General features: G+C 47.4%; 22 protein-coding genes. 9 read left to right on the plus strand and 13 right to left on the minus strand.

The features are described from left to right. Positions 1 to 108: 108 nt before the first annotated feature. Together pfkA and NXS07_RS05190 are read left to right on the plus strand one after the other, a co-directional pair. Positions 109 to 1,086, plus strand: a complete 978-nt coding sequence (gene pfkA, locus NXS07_RS05185; RefSeq protein WP_038204724.1) for a 6-phosphofructokinase — start codon at positions 109 to 111, stop codon at positions 1,084 to 1,086. 172 nt (positions 1,087 to 1,258) lie between these two features. Then, entirely contained in the window at positions 1,259 to 2,272 is a 1,014-nt protein-coding gene (locus NXS07_RS05190) for a sulfate ABC transporter substrate-binding protein (protein WP_258086300.1), read from the plus strand. A gap of 93 nt (positions 2,273 to 2,365) precedes the next feature. On the opposite strand, the gene tpiA is transcribed toward NXS07_RS05190, so the two are convergent. Together tpiA and NXS07_RS05200 are read right to left on the minus strand one after the other, a co-directional pair. Continuing rightward, a complete protein-coding gene (gene tpiA / locus NXS07_RS05195; RefSeq protein WP_258086301.1) occupies positions 2,366 to 3,133 on the minus strand; it encodes a triose-phosphate isomerase in 768 nt (255 codons plus the stop codon). 139 nt (positions 3,134 to 3,272) lie between these two features. Then, positions 3,273 to 3,893: a DUF1454 family protein gene (locus tag NXS07_RS05200; protein WP_038213627.1), complete on the minus strand. Its 621-nt coding sequence runs from the start codon at positions 3,891 to 3,893 to the stop codon at positions 3,273 to 3,275. Between the two features lie 58 nt (positions 3,894 to 3,951). Between NXS07_RS05200 and NXS07_RS05205 the strand changes: the two genes are divergently transcribed. Continuing rightward, positions 3,952 to 4,398: a DUF805 domain-containing protein gene (locus NXS07_RS05205; protein WP_258086303.1), complete on the plus strand. Its 447-nt coding sequence runs from the start codon at positions 3,952 to 3,954 to the stop codon at positions 4,396 to 4,398. A 23-nt stretch (positions 4,399 to 4,421) separates the two neighbouring features. Here the strand turns inward: NXS07_RS05205 and fpr are convergent, their stop codons facing one another. Further along, positions 4,422 to 5,168 carry a ferredoxin--NADP(+) reductase gene (gene fpr, locus NXS07_RS05210; protein WP_038185620.1) on the minus strand — a complete coding sequence of 249 codons (747 nt, stop codon included), beginning with the start codon at positions 5,166 to 5,168 and terminating at the stop codon, positions 4,422 to 4,424. Between the two features lie 377 nt (positions 5,169 to 5,545). On the opposite strand from fpr, the gene emrD reads away from it, so the two are divergent. Further along, positions 5,546 to 6,733 (plus strand): multidrug efflux MFS transporter EmrD, encoded by a 1,188-nt coding sequence (emrD, locus tag NXS07_RS05215; protein ID WP_258086304.1) that lies wholly within the window; start codon positions 5,546 to 5,548, stop codon positions 6,731 to 6,733. A 92-nt stretch (positions 6,734 to 6,825) separates the two neighbouring features. Here the strand turns inward: emrD and glpK are convergent, their stop codons facing one another. Further along, positions 6,826 to 8,349: a glycerol kinase GlpK gene (gene glpK, locus NXS07_RS05220; protein WP_038197764.1), complete on the minus strand. Its 1,524-nt coding sequence runs from the start codon at positions 8,347 to 8,349 to the stop codon at positions 6,826 to 6,828. A gap of 69 nt (positions 8,350 to 8,418) precedes the next feature. Beyond that, the gene (locus NXS07_RS05225) at positions 8,419 to 9,216 is read right to left on the minus strand and encodes an MIP/aquaporin family protein (protein ID WP_038223652.1); all 798 of its coding nucleotides are present in this window, start codon (positions 9,214 to 9,216) and stop codon (positions 8,419 to 8,421) included. A gap of 310 nt (positions 9,217 to 9,526) precedes the next feature. Here NXS07_RS05225 and zapB point away from each other — a divergent pair, with 310 nt between their 5' ends. Beyond that, positions 9,527 to 9,769 (plus strand): cell division protein ZapB, encoded by a 243-nt coding sequence (gene zapB, locus NXS07_RS05230; protein ID WP_012990533.1) that lies wholly within the window; start codon positions 9,527 to 9,529, stop codon positions 9,767 to 9,769. 77 nt (positions 9,770 to 9,846) lie between these two features. Here the strand turns inward: zapB and rraA are convergent, their stop codons facing one another. From rraA to priA, 7 genes are all read right to left on the minus strand, one after another. Continuing rightward, on the minus strand, positions 9,847 to 10,356 hold the full coding sequence (gene rraA / locus NXS07_RS05235) for a ribonuclease E activity regulator RraA (RefSeq protein WP_038185629.1): 510 nt from the start codon (positions 10,354 to 10,356) through the stop codon (positions 9,847 to 9,849). A gap of 108 nt (positions 10,357 to 10,464) precedes the next feature. Further along, positions 10,465 to 11,382, minus strand: a complete 918-nt coding sequence (locus NXS07_RS05240; protein WP_038204704.1) for a 1,4-dihydroxy-2-naphthoate polyprenyltransferase — start codon at positions 11,380 to 11,382, stop codon at positions 10,465 to 10,467. A gap of 110 nt (positions 11,383 to 11,492) precedes the next feature. After that, complete coding sequence (gene hslU / locus NXS07_RS05245) at positions 11,493 to 12,824, minus strand: ATP-dependent protease ATPase subunit HslU (RefSeq protein ID WP_038197760.1); 1,332 nt, start codon at positions 12,822 to 12,824, stop codon at positions 11,493 to 11,495. An 11-nt stretch (positions 12,825 to 12,835) separates the two neighbouring features. Further along, positions 12,836 to 13,366 (minus strand): ATP-dependent protease subunit HslV, encoded by a 531-nt coding sequence (gene hslV, locus NXS07_RS05250; RefSeq protein WP_012990529.1) that lies wholly within the window; start codon positions 13,364 to 13,366, stop codon positions 12,836 to 12,838. Between the two features lie 137 nt (positions 13,367 to 13,503). After that, a complete protein-coding gene (gene ftsN, locus NXS07_RS05255; protein WP_258086305.1) occupies positions 13,504 to 14,292 on the minus strand; it encodes a cell division protein FtsN in 789 nt (262 codons plus the stop codon). A gap of 74 nt (positions 14,293 to 14,366) precedes the next feature. Further along, positions 14,367 to 15,392, minus strand: coding sequence for a DNA-binding transcriptional regulator CytR (gene cytR / locus NXS07_RS05260; protein WP_038197758.1), 1,026 nt, complete (start codon positions 15,390 to 15,392; stop codon positions 14,367 to 14,369). A 293-nt stretch (positions 15,393 to 15,685) separates the two neighbouring features. Then, positions 15,686 to 17,884 (minus strand): primosomal protein N', encoded by a 2,199-nt coding sequence (gene priA, locus NXS07_RS05265; protein ID WP_038204701.1) that lies wholly within the window; start codon positions 17,882 to 17,884, stop codon positions 15,686 to 15,688. A 227-nt stretch (positions 17,885 to 18,111) separates the two neighbouring features. Between priA and rpmE the strand changes: the two genes are divergently transcribed. Continuing rightward, entirely contained in the window at positions 18,112 to 18,327 is a 216-nt protein-coding gene (gene rpmE, locus NXS07_RS05270) for a 50S ribosomal protein L31 (RefSeq protein ID WP_012990524.1), read from the plus strand. Between the two features lie 84 nt (positions 18,328 to 18,411). Here rpmE and metJ read toward each other — a convergent pair whose 3' ends face one another. Next, a complete protein-coding gene (gene metJ, locus NXS07_RS05275; RefSeq protein WP_012990523.1) occupies positions 18,412 to 18,729 on the minus strand; it encodes a met regulon transcriptional regulator MetJ in 318 nt (105 codons plus the stop codon). A 290-nt stretch (positions 18,730 to 19,019) separates the two neighbouring features. On the opposite strand from metJ, the gene metB reads away from it, so the two are divergent. The 3 genes from metB to ppc all read left to right on the plus strand — a co-directional run bounded on the left by metB (position 19,020) and on the right by ppc (position 25,633). Next, positions 19,020 to 20,180, plus strand: a complete 1,161-nt coding sequence (gene metB, locus NXS07_RS05280; protein ID WP_038213580.1) for a cystathionine gamma-synthase — start codon at positions 19,020 to 19,022, stop codon at positions 20,178 to 20,180. A gap of 9 nt (positions 20,181 to 20,189) precedes the next feature. Beyond that, positions 20,190 to 22,628 carry a bifunctional aspartate kinase/homoserine dehydrogenase II gene (locus NXS07_RS05285; protein WP_258086306.1) on the plus strand — a complete coding sequence of 813 codons (2,439 nt, stop codon included), beginning with the start codon at positions 20,190 to 20,192 and terminating at the stop codon, positions 22,626 to 22,628. A 368-nt stretch (positions 22,629 to 22,996) separates the two neighbouring features. After that, positions 22,997 to 25,633: a phosphoenolpyruvate carboxylase gene (ppc, locus tag NXS07_RS05290; protein WP_238125760.1), complete on the plus strand. Its 2,637-nt coding sequence runs from the start codon at positions 22,997 to 22,999 to the stop codon at positions 25,631 to 25,633. Positions 25,634 to 25,880 lie beyond the last annotated feature (247 nt).

The following is a 25,880-nucleotide window of genomic DNA, read 5'->3' on the forward strand; positions in this document are numbered from 1 at the left end:
TCAGCTAATGAAGTGACGATCAGAGTTTCGTAAAACCGCCGTAAATTTTCCCGTTAGGGGATCAGTCAGCAGATTGGTAAATATTACATCTACAAGTCAGAGGTCATCATGATCAACAAGATTAAAAGAATCGGAGTCTTAACGAGTGGCGGTGATGCGCCTGGCATGAACGCCGCTATTCGTGGTGTTGTTCGTGTCGCTTTAACCGAAGGGTTGGAGGTTTACGGCATTTATGATGGCTATCTGGGGTTGTATGAAAACCGCATGAAGAAGCTCGACCGTTTCAGTGTTTCTGACATGATTAACCGTGGTGGGACGTTTCTGGGATCGGCGCGTTTTCCTGAATTCAGGGATGATAAAGTCCGTGAAATTGCCATTGAAAATATGCGTAAAAATGACATTGATGCGCTGGTGGTGATTGGGGGAGACGGTTCTTATTTAGGGGCGAAAAAGCTGACTGAAGCGGGTTTTCCTTGTATTGGTCTGCCCGGCACGATTGACAATGATGTGGCAGGAACGGATTACACTATCGGTTATTTTACGGCACTGGAAACAGTTGTAGAGGCGATTGACCGTCTGCGCGATACCTCGACATCCCACAAGCGTATTTCGATTGTAGAAGTGATGGGGCGCTATTGCGGTGATTTGACGTTGTCTGCGGCAATTGCGGGTGGATGCGAATTCATTGTTTTGCCTGAGAATGAAATCCCGTTCGATCGTGAAGAATTGCTGGCGGAAATCAAGGCGGGTATCCAAAAAGGTAAGCGCCACGCCATCGTTGCCATTACTGAGCATGTCTGCAATGTGGATGAACTGGCGAAATACATTGAAGCAGAAACACGTCATGAAACCCGTGCAACAGTACTGGGGCATATTCAACGTGGCGGTGCGCCAGTGGCGTATGACCGTATTCTGGCTTCTCGCATGGGGGCTTATTCTGTCCAGTTGCTGCTGGAAGGTTTTGGTGGCCGTTGTGTGGGTATCCAGAACGAGAAACTTGTTCATCACGACATTATTGATGCGGTGCAAAATATGCAGCGTGTTTTCAAGAAAGACTGGCTGGAAACGGCGAAGCAGCTTTACTAAACCTTTCTCGCCTGCAACATACTTTTTCAAGGGCAGCTATATTTTATGGCTGCCCTTTTCTGCACTATATTCCACTTATGCATAAGCAGAAATTTTAAATTATTTCTGCGTCATACTGCTTTCTGTCAGCTTTTATGGCGATACCATAAATAGCTTAGGGGAGCATTTCACCATGGTCACGAGATGGGCAGCAAGAAGGTATGCCGTGTTGACGGCATTATTGATGGTCTTGGCAGGAGGTAGTGCATGGGCAAAAGAGGTGCAACTCTTGAATGTTTCCTACGATCCTACCCGCGAATTGTATCAGCAGTATGATCAGGCATTCAGTCAGTATTGGCAGCAAAAAACCGGAGATCACGTAACAGTCCGCCAGTCACACGGGGGTTCGGGTAAGCAAGCAACGTCTGTCATCAATGGCCTTCAGGCGGATGTGGTGACATTGGCGCTGGCATATGATGTGAATGCGATTGCAGAGCGTGGTCGCATTGCCAAGAATTGGATTGATCGCCTACCGGAGAATTCCGCGCCTTATACTTCAACCATTGTTTTTCTGGTACGCAAGGGCAACCCTAAACATATCAAGGATTGGTCAGATTTGGTTCGTCCCGGTGTTTCTATCGTGACACCGAATCCAAAAACGTCCGGTGGCGCGCGTTGGAATTATCTGGCGGCTTGGGGATATGGGCTGGCACAGAATAATCAGGATCAAGGCAAGACTAAAGCCTTTGTTAAGGCGCTTTATAAGAATGTCGAAGTGTTGGATTCTGGCGCGCGTGGTGCAACCAATACCTTTGTGGAACGCGGAATTGGGGATGTGTTGATCGCATGGGAAAACGAAGCGTTATTGGCTACCCATGCACTGGCTCAGGATAAGTTTGAGATTGTTACACCGAGCCTTTCCATTCTGGCAGAGCCAACGGTTGCCGTTGTCGATAAGGTGGTTGATAAACGGGGAACCCGTGAACTGGCAACGGAATACTTGAAATACCTGTATTCGCCTGTCGGACAGGAAATTGCGGCAAAGAATTATTACCGTCCCAGCGATAAAGCTGTTGCAGAAAAATATCACGCGGTTTTTCCCGCTCTGAAATTGTTCACGATTGATGAAGTATTTGGTGGCTGGGATAAGGCCCAGGAGGCGCATTTTGCCACGGGTGGCATTTTCGATGAAATTATCCGGCGTTAATGTTTAGAAATAACCGCCACTGGATGATATTACGTGGCGGTTTTTGTAGGCATTTGCTTTATTGTTAATTGTTTTATCGACAATTAAATCGTCTTATGCCTTTTTCGCTTCGGCAGCGGCTTTCACGATAACGGCGAAAGCATCGGCTTTCAGGGATGCACCACCAACCAGAGCACCATCAATATCTGGCTGGGTGAACAGTTCTGCCGCGTTGCTGGCATTGACGGAGCCGCCGTATTGAATGATGACCTGTTCAGCGATAGCAGCATCTTGCTTCGCGATATGATCACGGATAAATTTATGAACAGCCTGTGCTTGTGCCGGAGTCGCTGATTTACCCGTACCAATTGCCCAGACGGGCTCGTATGCGATAACGGTATCCTTGAAGGCTTCAACACCTAATGTGTTCAGAACGGCATCGATTTGGCGTGCGCATACGGCTTCGGTTTGGCCTGCTTCATTTTCCTGTTCGGTTTCACCAATGCATAGAACGGGAATCAGTCCTTGTTCTTTCAGGATGGTGAATTTTTTCGCAATCAGCTCATCGCTTTCTTTATGGTAAGTCCGGCGCTCGGAGTGACCGATAATGATATATTTCGCGCCCGCATCTTTTAGCATTTCAGCAGATGTTTCACCGGTGAACGCACCAGAAAGGTTAACGTCAACATCTTGTGCACCCAGAGCGATACGGCTGCCAGCCAGTGCATTTTTTGCCAGAGAAACATAAACTGTTGGTGGTGCGATAGCGACGCCACAGCCGTCAACATTGCTCAGTTCTTTACGCAGGCCTGCAATCAGGTCGTTAACCATGTGGGTACTGCCATTTAATTTCCAGTTCCCCATAACTAATGGATGTCGCATGTTTTTCCCTCCAACCAGAAAATAATCAAATTGCGATCTGAATTAACACGCTTTGAGGGAATAGCGTTTGTGCCATTCCCCGTAAGCGGAATCCCGACAGTATAAAGATCATCGGTGCGAATAGCTCTGCGCTGCGTCACTAATTTTTGCTCGCGGGTGCGTCAGATAACGATAGCTTAATCGGTTCAATTGCGAAGGTCATTATATTTTCGCTGCTGTTTACGATGACATAACGTATCGCACCGATTTTTTGGCTGAAGAATCGGTGGCTTTGCGCAGCCTGTAAAAGTTTTTCTAATTGTTGGTTGGCTTGATCTGGGGAAAGCGTGGGCTCGAATTGACTGATCAGGGCGGTAATATACTGTTTTATCAGTGCGAGATTGTGTTCTTTCTCCGGTTCACTTTGTGGTGGCAGCAGGGTAATTTGCAAACTTTTAATTTTTTCGCTGCCCCGTTCCAGTACTGCCGAAGAATAAATTTTTTCGTTAATTTTGCTGGCAGCACGAATGAAAGGCAGGGAGATATCTTTACTGACAATGACTTTATATTCATGCAGGGGGATTTCAGGGTATTTTTTGTTGTATTTTTCCCGAAATACCGGAATGGTTTCCTCAAAAGTAGGGGAATCAGGAAGTAAATACATCAGTTGTGAGCGTGTGTCCGGTGTGATAGAAGGTTCACCTGCAAAGGTCGATAATGGCAAACTGATACCAAAAGCGATTAATATTGTCACCAGAAGTTTATTCATGCCTGTTTTCATGTTGTACTCGCTGAGTGTAAATACCGGAAAAACAGCATCCACAATTGGAAAAGAATACATGACATTACAACAATGGGGATTTTCATTCAAAGGCCGAATTGGGCGACGGGAATTCTGGATCGGCATTGGCATCTGCTTCGCCCTGATATTTATGCTTTTGACCTTGCATGGCATGAATGCCTTCCCCATGCATTATGCCGCAGTGGGTATCGCCTTGATCCTGTACCCAACCGCAGCGATTATAGCGAAACGTCTGCATGACCGGAATAAACATGGTGGCTGGGTGCTACTGCTGGCTTTAGCTTGGGTATTGCTTTCCCTCGATTGGAGCGCAATGGCAGCTATCTGGCAATGGGGGATTGGTCGTTTCATTCCAACGTTGATTTTCGTTATGATTGTGCTGGATTGCGGTGTATTTCGTGGTATGGAAGGGCCAAACCGTTTTGGTGAGATGGCAGAAACGGTTGAGTATATTTCTGCCAGTGAACCTGCCCCAAAACGCTGATTAGTGGGTTAGCGATGTTGTGATTACCAATATTGTTCGCTGGTGATATGCCCTGGTTTACGGCGCAGGTGTTTTGCCATATTGCGTTGTTCTTTCAGAAGCTGTTGGGTGTCCTTGGCCATTTGGGGATTCCCACACAGCATAATGTGACTATTTTCTGCCTGCATCGGTAAACCAACGGCAGCTTCCAGCTCGCCATTTTCAATTAATGCCGGAATTCTCCCCATGAGTGAATTTGGGCATTTTTCACGGCTGACAATGGTCTGGATTCTTAATTTGCCTTGAAACTTTTTTTCTAGTTGTTGCATCATCGGCAAATAACTCAAATCTTGTTCCAGTCTCACGGCGTGAACCAAAACAATATTTTCAAACCGTTCCAGATTATCCCCTTGCTGGAGAATGGAAAGGTAAGGGCCAATGGCTGTACCGGTTGAGAGCATCCACAGGGTTTGGCAATCGGGGATTTCATCAAGGACAAAAAAACCTGCCGCCTGTTCTGTGACGAGGAGTTCCTCCCCATTTTTTAATGCTGCAAGCCGAGGGCTGAGTTTCCCTTCAGGAACGGTGACTAAATAAAATTCCAGACTATTGTCGTCGGGGGAATTGACGTAAGAATAAGCGCGTTGGATACGCTCACCTTCAATTTCGAGAGCCAATTTTGCGAATTGGCCAGCGGTAAATCTTTCAATCGGTGCATGAACTTTGATGCTGAATAGTGAATCTGTCCAATTGGTTATGTCGGTAACTTTTCCTGTAACCCAGTTTGCCATTACAATTAGCCTCTCTACAAAAAACACTGTATGAATTGATGATTTTTATGACAATTCTACGTGATTGTCGGGAATAGACTTATCGATTACGTGTTACAGTTTGATTGTCTTTATTTATGCCAATACTTTGGTTTTATATGTACACTTTTATTGACATACATGGATAATATCACTGTTATTTTTTCTTCATGTAAAATTGTATCCTGTCTGGAAAAAATATAAATTTGTTAAGTCAATCACATCTAACGAAGTCGGTACGTCAGGTACTTAATTGAAAACCTGAGGGCTTTGTTGTTGCGCGTTATCCATTGATTAAACTGAATTTAAATAAATTTTAGTTTAATAAACTGTACTTAAATAAATTGTATGTAAATGCGATGAAAAAAATAGAACACTTTAATTTATTAGTGATGTTGATTGCTCTGGCTGCGGTGGGTCAGATGACACAAACAATTTATGTGCCTGTTATTGCAGATATGGCGAGTGATTTTGGTCAGCCTGCTGGCGAAGTGCAAAGAGTCATGGCGGCATACTTGTTTTCTTACGGGCTTTCACAGATTTTTTATGGGCCGTTATCCGATAAGATTGGTCGCCGCCCAGTGATTTTGGCCGGAATGACCCTTTTTCTGGTGGCAACAACCTGCGCATTGTTTGCCTCCAGTTTGCTGGTGCTGGTGATTGCCAGTGTATTTCAGGGGCTGGGAACGGGGGTGGCGGGAGTCATGGTGCGCACCATGCCGAGGGATTTATATACCGGGACGTCGTTGCGTTATGCCAATAGCCTGCTAAATATGGCCGTGTTGGTTAGCCCTTTGCTAGCACCGATGATAGGTGGCATGGTTGGTCATTATTTTGGTTGGCGTGCCTGCTATTGGTTTTTGCTGTCATTGGGGGCAACAGTAGCCTTCTTTTTGTTCCAACACTTGCCGGAAACCCGCCCTGTGCAGACAAAACAGAGCACCATGCTGGTTTCTTTCCAGCAATTACTCTCCAATAGTGCTTTTGTTGCCTACCTGATTATGCTAGTTGGTGGTCTGGCTGGCGTCGCGGTTTTTGAAGCCAGTAGCGGTGTGTTGATGGGCGCTGTGTTGGGATTGGATAGCTTAACGGTCAGTATCCTGTTTATTTTGCCGATCCCTGCCGCATTTTTGGGAGCATGGTATACGGGGCGTGATGGCAAAACGTTTTATCGGCTGATGTGGCATTCTGTCATGTGCTGTTTGCTGGCGGGCGTATTGATGTGGCTGCCCGGCTGGTTCGGTATTATGAATGTCTGGACACTGCTGATCCCTGCAACTTTATTCTTTTTCGGTGCCGGTATGCTGTTTCCATTGGCTACCACTGGTGCTATGGAGCCATTTCCTTATTTGGCCGGAGCGGCGGGGGCGCTGGTGGGTGGATTGCAGAATGTTGGTTCTGGAGTGACGACATGGTTGTCGGCGATGTTGCCGCAAAATAGCCAGTTCAGCGTCGGTATGTTGATGTTTTCCATGGCGCTGCTTATTTTGTTTTGTTGGTTGCCTATTTCCCAGCGAGTTCAGCGCCAAGAGCATACGGCCTCATAAAACCGTATTAGCATCTGGCAGGAACGCATATTCCCGCTAAAAGGCTCTGACAGAGCGGTATGCTATGTCAGAGCTTTGATTTCCATATTTTCTTAAGCGCGGTCTTCCCATTCCTGAGCGCGGGCAACCGCTTTTTTCCAGCCATTGTATTTGTGGTTTCGTTCAGTGGTTTCGATGCCCGGACGGAACTCTTTTTCGATTGTCGCTTTACTCTTCACTTCATCAAGATCTTTCCAGAAACCGACGGCCAGGCCAGCGAGGAAGGCGGCACCCAACGCTGTACTTTCACGTACGTCAGGGCGTTCTACACGAGTACCCAGAATATCGGCCTGGAATTGCATCAGGAAATTGTTAGCGACAGCACCGCCATCTACACGCAGGGATTGCAGGCGTGTGCCGGAGTCAGCCTGCATTGCATCCAATACATCACGGGTCTGGTAAGCGATAGATTCTAGCGTGGCGCGAATAATATGGTTGCTGTTCGCACCACGAGTCAGGCCGAAAATAGCGCCACGGGCGTAAGGATCCCAGTAAGGTGCGCCCAGGCCAGTAAAGGCTGGCACAACGTAAACACCATTGCTGTCCTTCACTTTAGTGGCGAAATATTCGGAATCCGCCGCATCGGCGATGAGTTTCAATTCATCACGCAGCCATTGGATAGACGCGCCGCCAACGAAGACAGCGCCTTCCAATGCATAGTTCACTTCACCCCGTGGCCCGCAGGCAATAGTGGTCAGCAGGCCGTGACTGGAACGTACTGCATCTGTTCCTGTATTCATCAGCAGGAAGCAGCCTGTCCCGTAAGTATTTTTTGCCATGCCGGGATGAACACACAATTGGCCGTACAGGGCTGCCTGCTGGTCGCCCGCAATACCTGCGATAGGAATGCGTGTGCCACCTTTACCACCAATATTGGTCTGGCCATAAATCTCTGACGAAGATGACACTTTTGGCAGCATCATGCGGGGAATACCCAGCTCATCAAGGATTTTTTGATCCCAATCGAGATTGTGGATGTTGAACAGCATGGTGCGGGAAGCGTTGGTGTAATCGGTCACATGCACACGACCCTGAGTCATTTTCCAGACGAGCCAAGTATCGACTGTACCGAATAACAGTTCGCCATTTTCAGCACGATGGCGGATGCCTTCTACATTATCCAGAATCCATTTTATTTTTGTTCCGGAGAAGTAAGGGTCGACAACTAAGCCAGTATTGTGGCGGATATATTCTTCCAGCCCCTCTTTTTGTTTTAGTTTGGTACAAATGTCTGCTGTTCGGCGACATTGCCACACAATCGCGTTATAAACTGGCCTACCTGTTTCTTTTTCCCAGACAATCGTTGTTTCTCGCTGGTTGGTGATCCCAATGCTGGCAATTTGATCTGAACTGATATCAGCTTTTGCCAACACTTCGACCAATGTCGAGCTTTGGCTGGCCCAGATTTCCATTGGATCGTGTTCTACCCAGCCTGGCTTGGGGTAGATTTGTGGGAATTCACGCTGTGAAATACAGACAATATTGGCATCGTGATCGAGTACGACAGCTCGTGAACTGGTTGTCCCTTGATCGAGGGCGACGATATATTTTTTCTCAGTGATATTTTCTATTGTCATAATGATAACCTGATATTGAATTCATTCATTTTTTATTTTTATTTGCTGCCATTTTTCAGTATGGCAACTTTACACCGCACGCGGTAAATGGCGGGCAATCAGTTTTCGATAACCGAATGCGCCTAGAATTGCACCAATGAAGGGGGCTACCAACGGCACAAGACAATAAGGAATGTCTCTGCCTCCTGTCAGGGCAATATCTCCCCAGCCAGCTAAATAAGCGACTAGTTTAGGGCCAAAATCACGGGCTGGGTTCAGAGCAAATCCGGTCAAAGAGCCAAATGAACCACCGATAACGGCAATCAAAATGCCGATTAACAGCGGAGCCATTGGGCCACGCGGGATGCCGTTGCCATCGTCTGTCAGTGCCAGAATCAGGCAAAGTAAGACAGCTGCGATGATAACCTCGACAATAAACGCGTGTAATACAGATAGCTGTGACGCAGGATAAGTGGAGAATACCCCAGCCGTGAAGAGGCTTTCCTGTGAACCACGAACAATGTTGTGAACTTGCTCATAATCAAGGAAAAGGTTGTAATACATCATATAGACAATAGCGGCAGCGGCAAACCCGCCGAACATTTGGGCAATGATGTAAGGGAGCACTTTTTTTCTGTCAAAGCTGGCAAAAAGGCATAAGGCGATGGTGACTGCGGGATTGAGGTGTGCACCTGAAATGCCGGCAGTCAGATAAACAGCGAGGGCAACACCGAAGCCCCAGATGATGCTGATTTCCCATAGCCCCAGTTGTGCGCCTGCCAGTCGGGCAGCGGCAACGCAGCCTAAGCCGAAGAAAACGAGCAATGCAGTACCCAGAAATTCTGAAATGCATTGACCTGATAATGTTGGTGTGGTGGTCTGGCTCATTTCTAGATCCTATAAAAAAGAACAGGGGAGATTAATTATTAGTGCTTTCTTCTCTTAAAAGAAAGATGACTGTGAATTTATCGTTAATGAGCGTAAACGAGAAATAGCGAAATTGAAATCTGCGTGTTGCGTCAACAAAATGAGCGAATTCGCATTTGATTGGGGTTTTGTTCATCATGGAAATGTGATCTCGCTTGCATTTCGGATTAGTCACTATATTTCTCGTTATAACGAACATTGAAAGGATGAAACTAGACAGGCCTTAACTGGCTAAATACAATCAAGGAATTGCTTAAAAGAGGGCTCGAGAATGTCATTTGAAGTTTTTGAAAAGCTAGAATCTAAAGTTCAGCAGGCGATTGATACTATAACTCTCCTGCAAATGGAAATTGAAGAACTGAAAGAAAGGAACGCAGCGTTGTCTCAGGATATCCAAAGTGCGGCAAGTAGCCACGACTCGTTGGTGCGTGAGAATGAACAGTTCAAACAGGAACAACTGGCGTGGCAAGAACGTTTGCGGACTTTGCTGGGTAAAATGGAAGATGTGCAGTAAATCAGTATTGCAGTTTTGTTGAGAAGGGCGATGAATACGCCCTCTTTAACATTTTGGCATAATAGATGATGAAGTGATTATACTTCATCATCTTCATCTTCTTCGTCAATTTCCAACGGGACATCTGATAAAATCATGCCAGTATTATCAGCGTAGAGATAATCGCCGGAAAAGAAAGTCACGCCGCCAAAATTCACCCTGATATCACTTTCTCCGATGCCTTCGCTGTTGGAGCCTGCTGGGATCGCAGCCATCGCCTGAATGCCGATATCAAGCTCTGCAAGGGAGTCGACCTGACGCACTGCGCCATAGACAACAATGCCTTCCCACTCATTGTTGACGGCAAGTTGAGCCAGCCCGGCATCAACCAGCGCTTTGCGGACAGACCCACCACCATCAACGAGCAAAATACGGCCACTGCCATTTTCTTCAAGCACATCATAAAGCAGGCCATTGTCTTCAAAGCATTTCACCGTGATGATTTGACCACCAAATGAAGTACGCCCACCAAAGTTGGAGAATAAAGGTTCTACCACGTTCACATCTTCTTGATAGATATCACAAAGTTCGGAAGTATCATATTTCATGGGATTTACGTCTGGTTTATGCAAGGGACAGACAGTATATCCTTTTCAAGCTAGTGTTGGCAAAATCATCAATCTTAAAATTTATGTGTAAAACGGATACTTACTCGCTTAATTAAATACCAATCCGATGGAAAACAGAGCATTAGTCAATAATGCGGCTTTGACCATTTGTACCAGCATTGGGCGCATGCCTTTAGGCGTCCGATCGTGCAGTACTTTCCACATATGTTTCAACAGCAGGGGAACAGCGAGCAGGAATAACCAGCCAGACCAGCCCTTCAGGTGCAGAAGTGTAAAGGCCGCAAGACAGAGGATGGCACCGATCAGCAGAGCCGCGTGATAATAGCGGGCTTTTTTTGCCCCCAGCCTGACGGCCAGCGTATTTTTACCGTTTTGGCGATCACTTTCGATATCGCGCAAGTTATTAATATTCAAGACTGCCACGGAGAGTAAGCCACAGGCGGTTGCTGGCAGCACGGTACTCAGATCAAAAGTATTGGCTTGCAGGTAATAGGTGCCAATGACACTCAGCCAGCCAAAAAAAATCAGGACGGAAAGATCGCCCAGCCCCATATAGCCATAGGGTTTGGTTCCCACGGTATAAGTGATGGCAGCAACGATAGCCAATACTCCCAGCGTCAGAAAGCCGATGATATCGCTTGGGCTGTTACAGGCGACGGTAATGAGAGCAATTCCCGATAGACAGGAGAGCAGCACGGTGATCTTCAAGGCTGTTTTCATCTGCTTGGCCGTAATCATGCCTTTTTGCATACCACGCATCGGGCCAATACGTTTTTCTGTATCGCTGCCTTTGGCGACATCGCCATAATCATTGGCGAGGTTGGAAAGAATTTGCAGCAGGGCAGCAGTCAATAAAGCCAGCAACGCCACAGGCCACTTGAAATGGCCTGTCCATGATGCAAGGGCTGAACCGCTCACGACAGCAGCCACGGCAAGTGGGAGCGTTTTGGGGCGCAAGCTTTCCAACCATGCCTGCATCTGACTGATAGACGTTGTTGAATTCATATTGTTATTACGTATTGTTGGTGTGATAAATTTTGTTGCAATGAAAATGAAGAAATGGGAGGCAAGCCTCCCATTTCTTCATTGCGAGTAAATAAGGCTCAGGTTGCCGATTATAAAATAAATCGGCTCAGATCTTCATCTGCAACGAGCTCATCCAAATGCTCTTTAACGTAATCGGCATTGATTTCAACCGAATGTCCTTGACGTTCACTGGCGTCGAAAGAAATATCTTCCATCATGCGTTCAAGCACAGTATACAGACGGCGGGCACCAATGTTTTCAGTCGTTTCATTCACTCGCCATGCGGCTTCGGCGAGTTTGCGGATACCGTCAGTTGTGAAATCGATATTCATGCCTTCTGTCGCCATTAACGCCTTATACTGTTCAGTCAGTGAAGCGTTAGGTTCTGTCAGGATCCGTTCAAAGTCTTCTGTCGTCAGCGCTTGTAGCTCAACACGAATTGGCAGACGACCCTGAAGCTCTGGGATCAGGTCGGAAGGGCTGGAAACCTGAAACGCCCCGGAGGCGATGAACAGGATGTGATCGGTTTTTACCATGCCGTGTTTAGTGGAAACGGTGCAGCCTTCAACCAGTGGTAGCAGATCGCGTTGGACGCCTTCACGGGAAACATCTGGGCCGGAAGTCTGGCCACGTTTACAGATTTTATCGATCTCATCGATAAAGACGATGCCGTGCTGCTCAACGGCATCAATGGCCTGCTGTTTCAGCTCTTCAGGATTAACCAGTTTTGCGGCTTCTTCTTCCACCAGCAGCTTGAACGCATCCTTGATTTTCATTTTGCGTGCTTTTTGCTTCTGACCAGCAAGGTTCTGGAACATAGATTGCAGTTGGTTGGTCATCTCTTCCATGCCTGGAGGAGCCATGATTTCCACGCCAACAGGTGCTGATGCGACGTCAATTTCGATTTCTTTGTCGTCCAACTGCCCTTCGCGCAGCTTCTTGCGGAATGCCTGACGGGCAGTAGAAGGTTCGGACTGTGTTTCTGTTTGCCCCCAGTTGTTTTTCGCTGGTGGGAGCAAAACGTCCAGAATGCGTTCTTCGGCCAACTCTTCGGCACGATAGCGGTTTTGCTCAATGGATTGCAGACGCACCATTTTTACTGCTGCATCAGTCAAGTCACGGATAATTGAATCGACTTCTTTACCAACATAACCGACTTCTGTGAATTTGGTCGCTTCAACTTTGATAAAAGGCGCGTTGGCCAGTTTTGCCAGACGACGGGCAATTTCGGTTTTACCGACACCGGTTGGACCTATCATCAAAATATTTTTCGGGGTGACTTCATGACGCAGTGTTTCATCCAACTGCATACGGCGCCAGCGGTTACGCAGAGCAATGGCGACAGCGCGTTTTGCTTTATCCTGACCGATAATGTGGTTGTCAAGTTCGCTGACAATTTCGCGAGGAGTCATTTCAGACATGCTATCTATCCTTACGCTTTTGAAGGCAGTTCTTCGAAGTTGTGATTATGGTTGGTGTAGATACAGATATCGCCTGCAATAGTCAGGGCGCGTTCTGCGATTTCCCTGGCGCTGAGTTCGGTAGTTTCTAGCATTGCCCGGGCGGCTGCCTGTGCGTATGAACCACCGGAACCAATGGCGATCAGGTCATTTTCTGGCTGAATCACATCACCGTTACCTGTAATGATCAGAGAAGCATTTTCATCTGCTACCGCAAGCAGGGCTTCCAGTTTGCGAAGCATGCGGTCCGTTCGCCAGTCTTTGGCAAGTTCAACGGCTGCTTTGGTCAGATGCCCCTGATGCATTTCGAGTTTGCGTTCAAACAGCTCGAACAGAGTAAATGCATCTGCGGTGCCGCCGGCAAAACCCGCGATGACTTTGTCATTGTAAAGGCGGCGTACTTTGCGGACATTGCCTTTCATGACGGTATGACCCATTGTTGCTTGTCCATCACCACCGATGACGACCTGGCCATTACGGCGAACACTTACGATTGTAGTCACGAGTTAGCCCCTGGTTACAAAATAGAAGACGTTACACACGGTACTTTGGCTTGTTATGCCACAATTGCAAGCTGTATTGCTGGAAAAGCACCGCGTGTCTGTTATTAGCGATTAAGATGGGGGAATTTTCTGATTTTTCAACCCCCGGCAGGGCGGAGAATACAGCCTGACACACCCGCATCTGTAACATGGCTGCGCATTTTTTCCGCGGCTTCCTTGTTTTTATAAGGCCCTACTACAACCCGGTTCCAATTGTCTTTTGTTGTAATCTGGCTCTCAATGCCTGCGAATGCGAGGCTGGCACGAACGGATTCTGCCTGCTCTATTGTTCGAAACGAGCCACACTGTAGCATCAACTTGGATTCATTTATCGCAGGTTTCGGTGATTTATTGGTTTCACTGGGTGCCAGAGATTGTGCTGGCGGGGTCTTTTCTTGTGCAACAAGCGGCTTTTGTTCAGGCGGGGTGATAATGACCTGTGAGCGAGGAACAGGTTCACTGTTGTAAGGCACTTCTTTTAAGGGCGTCGGGGGCTGGCGAATGTCTGCCTCCATCTGTGCAAGTAATTGGCGTTGTTCTTGCGTTAGTTTCGCTGGTTGGTTGGTTGGTTGATTAGCAGAAGTCGGTTCCTGTATCGAAGGAAGTCCAACAGGACGGTTTTCCAACTCTTTAATGTAAGTCCAGCGTTCTTCCGGTTTTGGCGGTAGGCCTTGGTTTTTGGAATGATGAGCGGGTGGTGGTGTATTTTGTACACTATCGTTCTTAGTGTGTGCGATGAAATAAAGGCCACCAATAAACATGACCACCAAGGCCACGGCAACGGCTAATGTAGTTTTGGGTAATCCTTGAGCCTGATTTTTTTTCTTACCAGTGCCTTTCTTACGGGGATTAGAACGCCCGCGACTTACATAATCTCGTTGTGCCACTATTTAATTCGCTGAAGTTGTTTAAAAAAATTAAGGGATAGATAACTAATGTTACTGAATATGCGGTTATTTGCCTAGCTTTTAGGCGAACAAGTGCTCCCACGAATGAGCAATTCTGCATCCAATAATCGTGAACCTTTGGAAACGATGCGGCCCTGAAGCTGCTCCAGCAACAACAGTATTGAATAATACCCAATCTCATAACATGGCTGTGCCACGGTTGTTAGCGGTGGCTCGCTGTATTGCGCCAGATTTAAATTATCAAAGCCAATAACTGACAGATCTTCTGGTAATTTTAATCCCATTTTCTTGGCTTGCCACATTACGCCAATAGCCATGATATCGCTATGGCAGAAAATCGCGCTGGGTGGCTCTGGCAGGTTAAGCAAGATTTCTGCCAATTCAGCTCCGCTTTCATGGGTGAAATCTCCCCTGAGGATATAATCTTCGCGGATCGCTTCTCCCGTACGATGCAATGCCTGAATGTAGCCCTGAAGCCGGTAATGGCACAGTGGCATTGTTTCTGGCCCCGTAATACAGGCGATGCGTTTGTGTCCCAGTTTTTGTAAGTGATAGGTAGCGTTGAAAGCCGAAGTCAGATTGTCAATGTGGACAGTCGGTAGTTCCAGGTCAGGTGCGAATTCATTGGCCATGACCATTGGTGGCAGGTTTTTTTGTTCTTCTTTGGAAACATCGAAAGGAATGTTTGAGCCAAGCAGCACCATGCCGTCAATCCGTTTGGTAATCAGAAGATTGATAAAGGCATGTTCCTGTTGCTGCTGATGCTTACAGTCGCCAATCAGAACCAGATAGCCATGCTCTGCTGCTGTTTCTTCAATGCCGCGAATGACTTCGGTAAAGAAAGGATCGCTGATATTGGGAACGATAACCAAGATCGCTCTGGATTCATTGCGTCTTAAGTTTTTGGTAAGGTTATGAGGATAGTAGCCCACTTCCAGTACGGCACTTTCTACTTTCTGACGGGTACGGGCAGAAACCTTGTCCGGATTCATAAGTGTTCTTGATACAGTCGCGGTAGAAACACCAGCCACATTGGCGACATCTTTCATGGTTGCCAATGCACAATTCTTTTTTTCCATAGTTCACTCCTTACTTTCTACAGGCAGCGAAACGATTGCTTCCTAGCTGCTAAAAAAACGCCAGTCATTCCTGAGAGAGAAACGCTGGCGGTTCATTTTCTACAGTCATATTAATAAGTGCATTTTAAACAAAGTAACAGATCAATCTGTTACTTTGTTTGCATAAAAAATGTGATAGGAATCATTTATTAGAGATACTTCGCAAATTAAGGAAATAATTGTCTCTGTTTTTTCAGAATGTTCTGTTTGATTTGGGAGCCTTTGCGACAACGTGCCATTTTCAATTTCTGCTATCAGCCTTCGGTGGGATCAACATCAATGTTCCATTTCACCTTGCGTGCCTGCGGGAGCGCGGCGATTTGCGGATAAATTGCCGCCATCATTTTCTGTAGAAAAATGCGTGAAGGGTGCTGAATCAGTAATTGCCAGCGAAAGCGGCCACCACGTTTGGCCTGCAATGCGGGAACTGGCCCCATGATCCATAAATGTTCATCACGCAGAGCGTGATGTTCAAACAATTGACGCATTTGCTGCAAAAAAGCAGGGGCTTGCTGATTGTCGTGGTCTTCTGAACGGAGCAGGATGTGGCTGGCAAACGGCGGCAGAAACACTTGTTGCCGTTCTTCCATCGCTTGACGGGCAAATGCGTCATAACCTTTTTCCAGCAACACCTGCAAGAGTGGATGTTCGGGATGGTGGGTCTGAAGGACAACTTCCCCTCGTTTACCCGCCCGCCCTGCGCGGCCGGAGACTTGGGTATACAGTTGAGCGAAACGTTCAGCCGCCCGGAAATCGGCAGAAAACAGGGCGCCATCGACATCAAGCAAGACGACTAACGTGACATCGGGGAAATGGTGGCCTTTCGCCAACATCTGAGTACCAATTAAAATACGGGCACCGCCTTGGTGCACTGCCGCCAGTTGTTGTTCCAATGCTCCCTTGCGGCTGGTGGTGTCCCGATCGATGCGGGTAACGGGAATATCAGGAAACAATTTTGTGATGCCATCTTCAAGCTGCTCGGTTCCCAATCCGACGGGAATTAAATGAGTAGTGCCACATTGGGGGCATTGGCGCGGGATCGGGCGCTGGCTGTCACAGTGATGGCAACGCAGATGGCGATGGTTCTGGTGCAGAGTGTAGTAGTGATCGCAGCGTTGGCATTCCGCTATCCAACCACATTCATGGCAAAGCAAAGCGGGGGAATAACCACGGCGGTTCAGAAACAGGATGACTTGATTATCCGCTTTCAGATGCTCGCCAATGCGATTGATGAGCGGTTGGGATAAACCGACTGTCAATGGCAAGCCTTTCAAATCTAGCAAATGCTGAACCGCAGGCTTGGCTTCACCCGCCCGTTGGGTCAGTGTCAATTGTCGATATTTTCCCTGCTGCACATTGAACAGCGTTTCTAGAGCCGGCGTTGCTGTACCCATCATGATGGGAATGTCTTCTTTCTTGGCCCGGAACACGGCCAAATCACGGGCGTGATAGCGCCAGCCCTCCTGCTGTTTATAGGAGCTGTCATGCTCTTCATCGATAATGATGACACCCAAATGGGCAAAGGGGGTAAACAATGCGGAGCGCGTACCAATGACAATCGCGTTATCTCCCCGTTTGGCTCGTAGCCATACCGACAGACGTTCACTGTCATTTAAGGCGGAGTGCAGGACATCGACAGGCGCATTGAAACGTTCTCTGAATCGGCGGATAGTTTGCGGAGTCAGACCAATTTCCGGGACTAAAATCAGCGCTTGTTTTCCCTGCGCGAGAATGTTTTCCAGCACACTAAGATACACTTCGGTTTTGCCTGAACCCGTAATACCCGCAAGCAACCATGGAGAAAAAACCTGATCTTCTGCTCGGACAGTGCCGACTGCGCTGGCCTGCTCTGTATTGAGTTGTAGCCGTTCACCAATAATTTGAAACTGCTCATGCCAGTTTTTTGCCTCCGGCTGTATCGGATGCAGATCAATCAGCGCTTTCTTTTTCAATGATTGCAATGCGCTTTCGCTGAATGCCAGTTCAGAAATCTGATGACGGTAAATGGGTTTCAGGCGTAGCGAAGCCAGAGCTTGTTGCTGTTTAACGGAACGTTTAAGCTGCTCCAGAGGGAATTCATGGCCTGCTTCCGTAACCTGCCATTGCCAAAGTGGAGTAAATTCGGCGGGTTTTCCCTGTCGCAGTAAGACGGGCATGGCATGGAACAACACTTCTCCCAGTGGATAGTGATAATAGCAGGCTGACCACTGGAGCAATTGCCAAAGGTCGTCAGGGAAAAGCGGTTGTGCATCAAGGATCGCGGCAAGTGGCTTGAGCTGTTCAAAGGGAATTTCGCTGCTGCCTGCGGTTCCCGTGACAATGCCTATTGCATTGCGCTTGCCAAACGGCACGAGCACCCGCACACCTGTCGTGGGCAATGGCAATCCTTCGGGTAATAGATAATCAAAAGAGCGGGTTAAGGGGACAGGCAGCGCAACCTGAACAACTGTCATAAGGCGATTTCCGGATAATTAATGACCAGACATAGGAATATCTAAAGAAAAATACAGTGATAAGGGTATCATAGCAAATCAGCAGATTTCATTGCGCAATAAACCGATATTCTGTATGATCCGCCGCCTTTGGTACAGAAATTACCGAACTTATTTCAATCAACACGACGTGTGGTGTCTGGCGGCAACAAGGCTGGATAGCGACACGGCCTTAACAGAGGTTTCCTATGAGAAAAGGTATTCATCCTAAATACGAAGCAATTACTGCATCTTGCTCTTGCGGTAACGTTATCACCATCAACTCTACCGTTAATCACAACCTGAATCTGGACGTTTGTGGTGAATGCCACCCGTTCTACACAGGCAAGCAGCGTGACGTTGCGACGGGTGGTCGTGTTGATCGCTTCAACAAACGTTTCAGCGTTCCAGGCTCTAGTAAGTAATGACCATTTTCTGCCTGTAAACTTTACAGGCAGTACGGTTGAAACAAAAACGCCCGATGTTTGCATCGGGCGTTTTTGTTTGCATCAGTATTCCCATGTTTCAGGATCAATACCGAGCTCACGCATTATGTCTTTCGCTGCCTCTGGGATTTCATCATGACGCTCTTTGCGTAAATCATCATCATTAGGCAAGGGTTGTCCAGTGAAAGCATGAAGAAACGCTTCACACAGCAATTCGCTATTTGTTGCATGACGCAGATTATTCACTTGACGACGAGTGCGCTCATCAGTCAGTATTTTCAAGACCTTTAATGGAATTGAAACCGTAATTTTTTTGACTTGTTCACTTTTTTTGCCATGTTCAGCATAAGGGCTGACATACTCACCATTCCACTCAGCCATGAGATACCTTAAATAGTCTTGAAATCAAACAATTGAAACCAGAAAAACGGGAAGTTTCTGATCTGTTTTCATGTCGGTAATTCATTATTTTAGCATAATTCCCCTATTGGCTATATCGCTATGGCAGCACTAATCCGTAAAATATGCCCGGAGCTAACATAAAAAATGGGGACAATGAGCCAATTGTGCAATTAAACCTTAAATAATTTTAGATGTCTAGATGTATTGACGTCCATCTTTCCAGTCGTTATTCTTTGGTGACTCCAATAATAAAGTGACGGGTAAAGGTTATGGGATGTAAACAAGCAACAGTCGCGGTTCAAAGTGGTTCAAATATTGATGAACAATATGGTTGTGTTGTTCCGCCTATCTATCTTTCCAGCACATATAATTTCACTGGTTTCAATGAGCCAAGGGCACATGACTATTCCCGACGTGGAAATCCCAGTCGAGATGTCGTTCAGCAGGTTCTGGCTGAGCTGGAAGGTGGAGCGGGGGCAGTCATGACCAGCAGTGGCATGTCGGCGATTCACCTGCTGTGTACCGTTTTCTTGCAACCGGGGGATTTATTGGTGGCTCCCCATGATTGTTATGGCGGCAGTTACCGCCTGTTTGACAGTCTGAGTAAACGTGGGGCGTACAACGTTATTTTTGTTGATCAGTCGGATAATCCAGCCCTGAAACAGGCTCTGGCGCAAAAGCCAAAACTGGTGCTGATAGAAACGCCGAGTAATCCTCTGCTGCGCATTGTTGATATTCAATATATCTGTGGGTTGGCGCATGAAGTTGGAGCACTGGCGATTGTTGATAACACTTTCTTGAGTCCTGTATTGCAAAAGCCGTTGGATTTGGGCGCTGATTTAGTTATCCACTCTTGTACGAAGTACCTGAATGGGCATTCCGATCTGATTGCGGGGGCGATTATCGCCAAAGATCCCGTGATCGCAGAAAATTTGGCGTGGTGGGCGAACAATATTGGTGTCACCGGTGCCGCCTTTGACAGCTACCTGCTGTTACGGGGTATTCGTACCCTGTCTGCACGGGTAATGCTACAGCAGAATAATGCAGCGGCCATTGCTGAGTATCTGCAACAGCAGCCACAAGTGAAAAAACTCTACTACCCTGCTTTGAAAAATCATCCTGGGCATGAAATTGCCCTTAAACAACAAGCAGGCTTCGGGGCGATGCTGAGTTTTGAACTTGATGGTGATGAACAGACCCTACGCCACTTTTTATCTGCGTTAAAATTATTTACTCTGGCTGAATCTCTCGGCGGTGTAGAGTCGTTGATTTCTCATACTGCGACGATGACACATGCGGGAATGTCGGCAGAAGCAAGGGCGCAGGCAGGGATCACGGATTCACTTCTTCGTGTCTCTGTAGGAATTGAAGATAGTCAGGATTTAATTGCGGATCTGGACAAAGCATTTCAGGCAGCAGCAACGAGGTAATCATTAATCATGAGTGCACTGGCAACAGCGAGGGCGGAATTCGGCCGCCAGTTACATAAATTTGGCGGCAGCAGCCTTGCTGATGTGAAATGCTATCAGCGGGTTGCAGAAATTATGGCGAATTATAGCCAGCCGGGTGATTTGATGGTGGTATCGGCGGCAGGGAGCACAACCAATCAGCTTATTGATTGGTTGAAACTGAGCCAGAGTGACCGAATTTCAGCGCATCAAGTACAGCAATCACTGCGGCGTTATCAGCAGGAGCTGATCCGAGGTTTATTGCCTGAAGTGATTGCAGAAGAACTCGTGGCGCATTTTATCTCGGATCTGGAAAGATTAAGTGTATTGCTGGATAAACCGATTACTGACATTACGTACGCCGAGGTGGTCGGGCATGGTGAAATCTGGTCAGCCCGTTTGATGGCTGCGGTGCTTGAGCATAAGGGTATTTCCAGTGCATGGTTGGATGCACGCCAATTTCTGCGGGCAGAACGCGCTGCCCAGCCGCAGGTTGATGTGAACTTGTCCCAACCTTTACTGAGCCAACTGCTGATTCAAAATCCCAGTAAGCGTTTGGTGGTCACGGGGTTTATTTCCAGAAATCAGAAGGGAGAAACTGTACTGCTGGGACGCAATGGCAGCGATTATTCTGCCACACAGGTTGGTGCATTGGCAGGCGCCAAAAAAGTAACGATTTGGAGCGATGTAGCGGGTGTTTACAGTGCTGATCCGCGTAAAGTTAAGGATGCGTGCCTGTTGCCTTTACTGCGTTTGGATGAAGCAAGTGAACTGGCGCGCCTGGCGGCACCCGTACTTCATACCCGCACCTTGCAGCCTGTTTCCGTCAGTGATATCGATTTACAATTGCGTTGCAGTTACCAGCCTGAACAAGGATCTACCCGCATTGAGCGGGTGCTGGCAACAGGTACTGGGGCGAAAATTGTGACCAGTCATGATGATGTCTGTCTGATTGAGCTGCACATTTCTTCTGCCCATGATTTCAAGCAGATTTACAAGGACATTGATTCATTGCTGAAACGCGCACAAGTCCGGCCGTTGGCGACAGGTCTGCACGCTGACTGTAATTTGATTCAGCTTTGTTATACCTCTGAAGTCGTGAACAGTGCTCTCGATGTGTTGCAGGATGCGTCTTTGCCAGGAAAATTGTCCTTGCGAGAAGGATTGGCGTTGGTGGCTTTGGTTGGGGCGGGAGTGTGCAAGAATCCGTTGCATAGCCACCGTTTTTATCAGCAGCTTAAAGACCAGCCCGTTGAATTTATCTGGCATGCGGAAGAGGGGATCAGCCTTGTTGCTGTTTTGCGCCTGAGCCAGACTTCACATCTGATTCAGGGATTGCACCAAAGTCTGTTCCGGGCAGAAAAACGCATTGGTCTGGTGCTGTTTGGTAAGGGAAACATTGGCTCACGCTGGCTAGAATTGTTCGCTCGTGAACAGAAGAATATTTCTGCCCGCAGTGGTTTTGAATTTATTTTGGCGGGAATTGTGGACAGTCGTCGGAGCTTGCTGAATTATCAGGGACTTGATGCGAGTCGAGCATTGGCATTCTTTGATGATGAAGCCACTCAACATGAAGACGATGCGCTGTTTTTGTGGATGAGAGCGCACCCTTATGACGATTTGGTGGTGTTGGATGTCACTGCAAGCGAGGAGTTGGCTAAAGACTATATTGATTTTGCCAGCTATGGCTTTCATGTTATCAGCGCTAATAAAGTTGCAGGTTCTTCGAACAGTAACACTTATCGCATGGTCCGCGATGCTTTTGCAAAAACCGGCCGTCATTGGTTATACAATGCGACCGTTGGTGCAGGGTTGCCGATTAACCACTCTGTCAGAGATTTGCGGGAAAGTGGCGATACCATTCTGTCCATCAGCGGGATTTTTTCAGGTACATTATCGTGGCTGTTCCTGCAATTTGATGGTTCTGTGCCTTTCAGTGATTTGGTGGAGCAGGCGTGGCAGCAAGGATTGACGGAGCCTGATCCCCGTATCGATTTATCCGGTCAGGATGTGATGCGCAAGCTGATTATTCTGGCTCGCGAGGCGGGTTATGAGATAGAGCCTGATCAGGTGCGTGTTGAATCCCTCGTGCCAGTAGAGGCCAGAACCGGTTCCATCGAAGATTTCTTTGAAAACAGTGCCGTTATTAATGAGCAGATGCTCCAGCGGTTGGAAGCATCACGGGAAATGGGCATGGTACTGCGTTATGTCGCTCGCTTTGATGCCACCAGTGGTAAAGCAAAAGTTGGTGTCGAAGCCGTGCGTGCAGATCATCCCTTAGCTTCGTTATTGCCAGGGGATAATGTCTTTGCGATAGAAAGCCGCTGGTATCGTGACAATCCACTGGTGATCCGTGGCCCAGGCGCTGGGCGGGATGTTACGGCAGGAGCGATTCAATCGGATTTGAACCGTTTGTCACAGCTTCTTTAAGTTTAGGCAGTCAGTTTTTGCGGCAGGGATATTGCTCATTCTTATCCCTGCCAGTTACGGAAAGTTATTTTCTGCACCCTTGTTTGATAGATAACCGGAACAAGCCGATTCAATCACCATCCAATCAATAAAAAACGTCTTATTCTTCTGTTTGTTGAGCATACGTAAGTTAGGTAATCAGAGCCGCTTATAAAAAAGAAGCCGCTATTAAATTTCATAAAATTCGCCCAAATTGTTCGTTTTCTGATATGAATAGAGCCTCAGAAATAAACAAAAAAACATGCTCTGCAAACAGGGTGGATGCCGATTGAATCGATCAACGATCTGGTGAAATAGGTTAAATATAGCAACACAAGGTTAGAAACCACATGAATCAACAATATTCTGCAATGCGCAGTAATGTCAGTATGCTCGGTAAGTTATTGGGTAACACTATCAAAGAGGCACTGGGAGAAGGCATTCTTGATAAAGTTGAAACGATAAGGAAATTATCCAAATCATCCCGTGCAGGAAACGAGGCTGATCGGCAGCAACTTTTGTCTACACTGCAAAATTTATCTAATGATGAATTATTGCCGGTCGCTCGGGCATTTAACCAGTTTCTTAATCTGGCCAACGTTGCCGAACAATATCACAGCATTTCACCGCATGGTGAAGCAGCCAGCAATCCTGTAGCGTTAGAAGCTTTGTTCAATCGGCTGAAGGATAAAAAATTCAGCAATGATGACTTGATAAAAGCAGTCAATGAACTAGCCATTGAATTGGTCTTAACGGCACACCCTACCGAAATTGCCCGTCGTACTCTGATTCATAAACTGGTCGAAGTGAATGCCTGTCTGGCACAGCTTGACCATGATGATCTGGCGGATTATGAACGCAATAATATCATGCGCCGTTTACGTCAGTTGATTGCCCAATCATGGCATACCGATGAAATCCGCAAAATTCGCCCCACTCCGATTGATGAAGCCAAATGGGGATTTGCGGTGGTGGAAAATAGTTTGTGGGAAGGTGTTCCAGCATTTCTGCGTGAATTCAATGAGCAATTGGAAGAATCCATTGGCTATAGCTTACCTGTGGAAGCCGTGCCGATTCGTTTCACTTCTTGGATGGGCGGCGATCGTGATGGGAACCCCAACGTTACCGCAGAAATTACTCGCCATGTACTGTTGCTCAGTCGCTGGAAAGCAGCGGATCTGTTTTTGAACGATATTCAGGTGTTAGTTTCTGAACTCTCCATGTCGGAGTGTACACCTGAACTGCGCCAACTTGCGGGGGGCGATGGGGTTCTGGAACCTTACCGTGAAATTGCCAAACAATTGCGGACGCAATTAAATAGCACGCTGACGTATCTGGAGAAACACCTTAAAGGAGAGCAAGTCCTGCCACCTGCGGGTTTGCTGCTGCATAACGAACAATTGTGGCAACCGCTGTATGCCTGCTATCAATCACTGAAAACCTGCGGGATGGAAATTATCGCCAATGGCCAATTGTTGGATACCTTGCGCCGCATTCGCTGCTTTGGTCTGTCATTGGTGCGTATTGATATCCGTCAGGAAAGTTCCCGTCATACCGATGCTATTGCCGAGCTGACACAATATCTGGAACTCGGAGATTATGCGAGCTGGTCAGAAACGGAGAAACAAACTTTTCTGCTGCGTGAATTGAATTCAAAACGTCCGCTTATTCCACATCGTTGGCAGCCAAGTGAAGAAACCCTAGAAGTCTTCGAAACCTGTAAGGTCATTGCCGAATCGCCACAAGATGCGATTGCAGCCTATGTAATTTCTATGGCGAAAGTCCCCTCGGATGTACTGGCCGTGAAGTTGCTACTGAAAGAAGCGGGTTGCTCACTGAAATTGCCTGTTGCACCGTTGTTTGAAACCCTTGATGACCTGAACAATGCGGAAAGTGTGATCCAGCAATTACTGGGAATCGGCTGGTATCGCGAGCTGATTCAGGATAAGCAGATGGTGATGATTGGCTATTCCGACTCTGCCAAAGATGCGGGAGTGATGGCGGCATCATGGGCGCAATATCGAGCGCAGGATGCGTTGATCAAAGTATGTGAGCAGGAAGGCGTAACGCTGATGCTGTTCCACGGCCGTGGTGGTACGATTGGCCGTGGTGGTGCTCCGGCACATTCCGCTTTGCTTTCTCAGCCGCCGGGCAGTCTGAAAGGTGGGCTGCGCGTGACGGAACAGGGCGAAATGATCCGCTTTAAGTTTGGTTTGCCACAGGTGACGATTAGCAGTCTGGCGTTGTATGCCAGTGCAATTTTGGAAGCAAATTTACTGCCGCCGCCAGAGCCAAAACCGGAATGGAAGCAAGTCATGGATACGCTCTCTGATGTTTCCTGTGACATGTATCGTGATTACGTCCGTGAGCAGCCAGAATTCGTACCTTACTTCCGAGCGGCGACGCCAGAACAGGAATTGGCGAAACTGCCTTTGGGATCGCGGCCGGCCAAACGTCGTCTGACCGGCGGTGTAGAAAGCCTGCGTGCGATCCCTTGGATATTCGCCTGGACGCAAAATCGGCTGATGCTGCCGGCATGGTTGGGCGCGGGAGCAGCGCTGCAACATGTGATTGATGCGGGCAAACTGTCGGTATTGGCAGATATGTGCCGCGATTGGCCTTTCTTTAATACTCGTATTGCCATGTTGGAGATGGTATTTGCCAAGGCCGATTTATGGCTGGCGGAATATTATGATCAACGCTTAGTGGATAAAAAACTGTGGCCGTTGGGAATAACGCTGCGTAATCAGTTGGCAGAGGATATTAAAACTGTGCTGACGATTTCGCAGGATGAACAATTAATGGCGGATTTACCGTGGATTGCGGAGTCTATTGCACTGCGTAACGTATATACCGACCCGCTGAACGTGTTACAGGCAGAACTATTACAGCGCTCCCGCCAGCAGGAACAGCCTGATCCTCATCTTGAACAGGCATTGATGGTGACGATTGCGGGGGTTGCGGCAGGGATGCGCAATACCGGCTAGCTTTTGATTTTCTGAATGAAGAAAGCCGAATAGGGAACTGTTCGGCTTTTTTATTTTTGATTAAGAATTACTTTATCCAGAGTTCAGATACCGTCTCAGTCATTAAACTGCAAGCGGTATTTCTGCGTTAAATAATGTGCCTGATTTCATCACGCCATAGGCTAATCGTAAGAGTTTACGCATCACTGCACAAACACCGACTTTCCCCCCTTTATGGCGTGCTGTCAGCTGTTCCCACTGCTTTTTC

The sequence above is a fragment of the Xenorhabdus bovienii genome, from assembly GCF_024721015.1.
Lineage (GTDB): Bacteria > Pseudomonadota > Gammaproteobacteria > Enterobacterales > Enterobacteriaceae > Xenorhabdus > Xenorhabdus bovienii.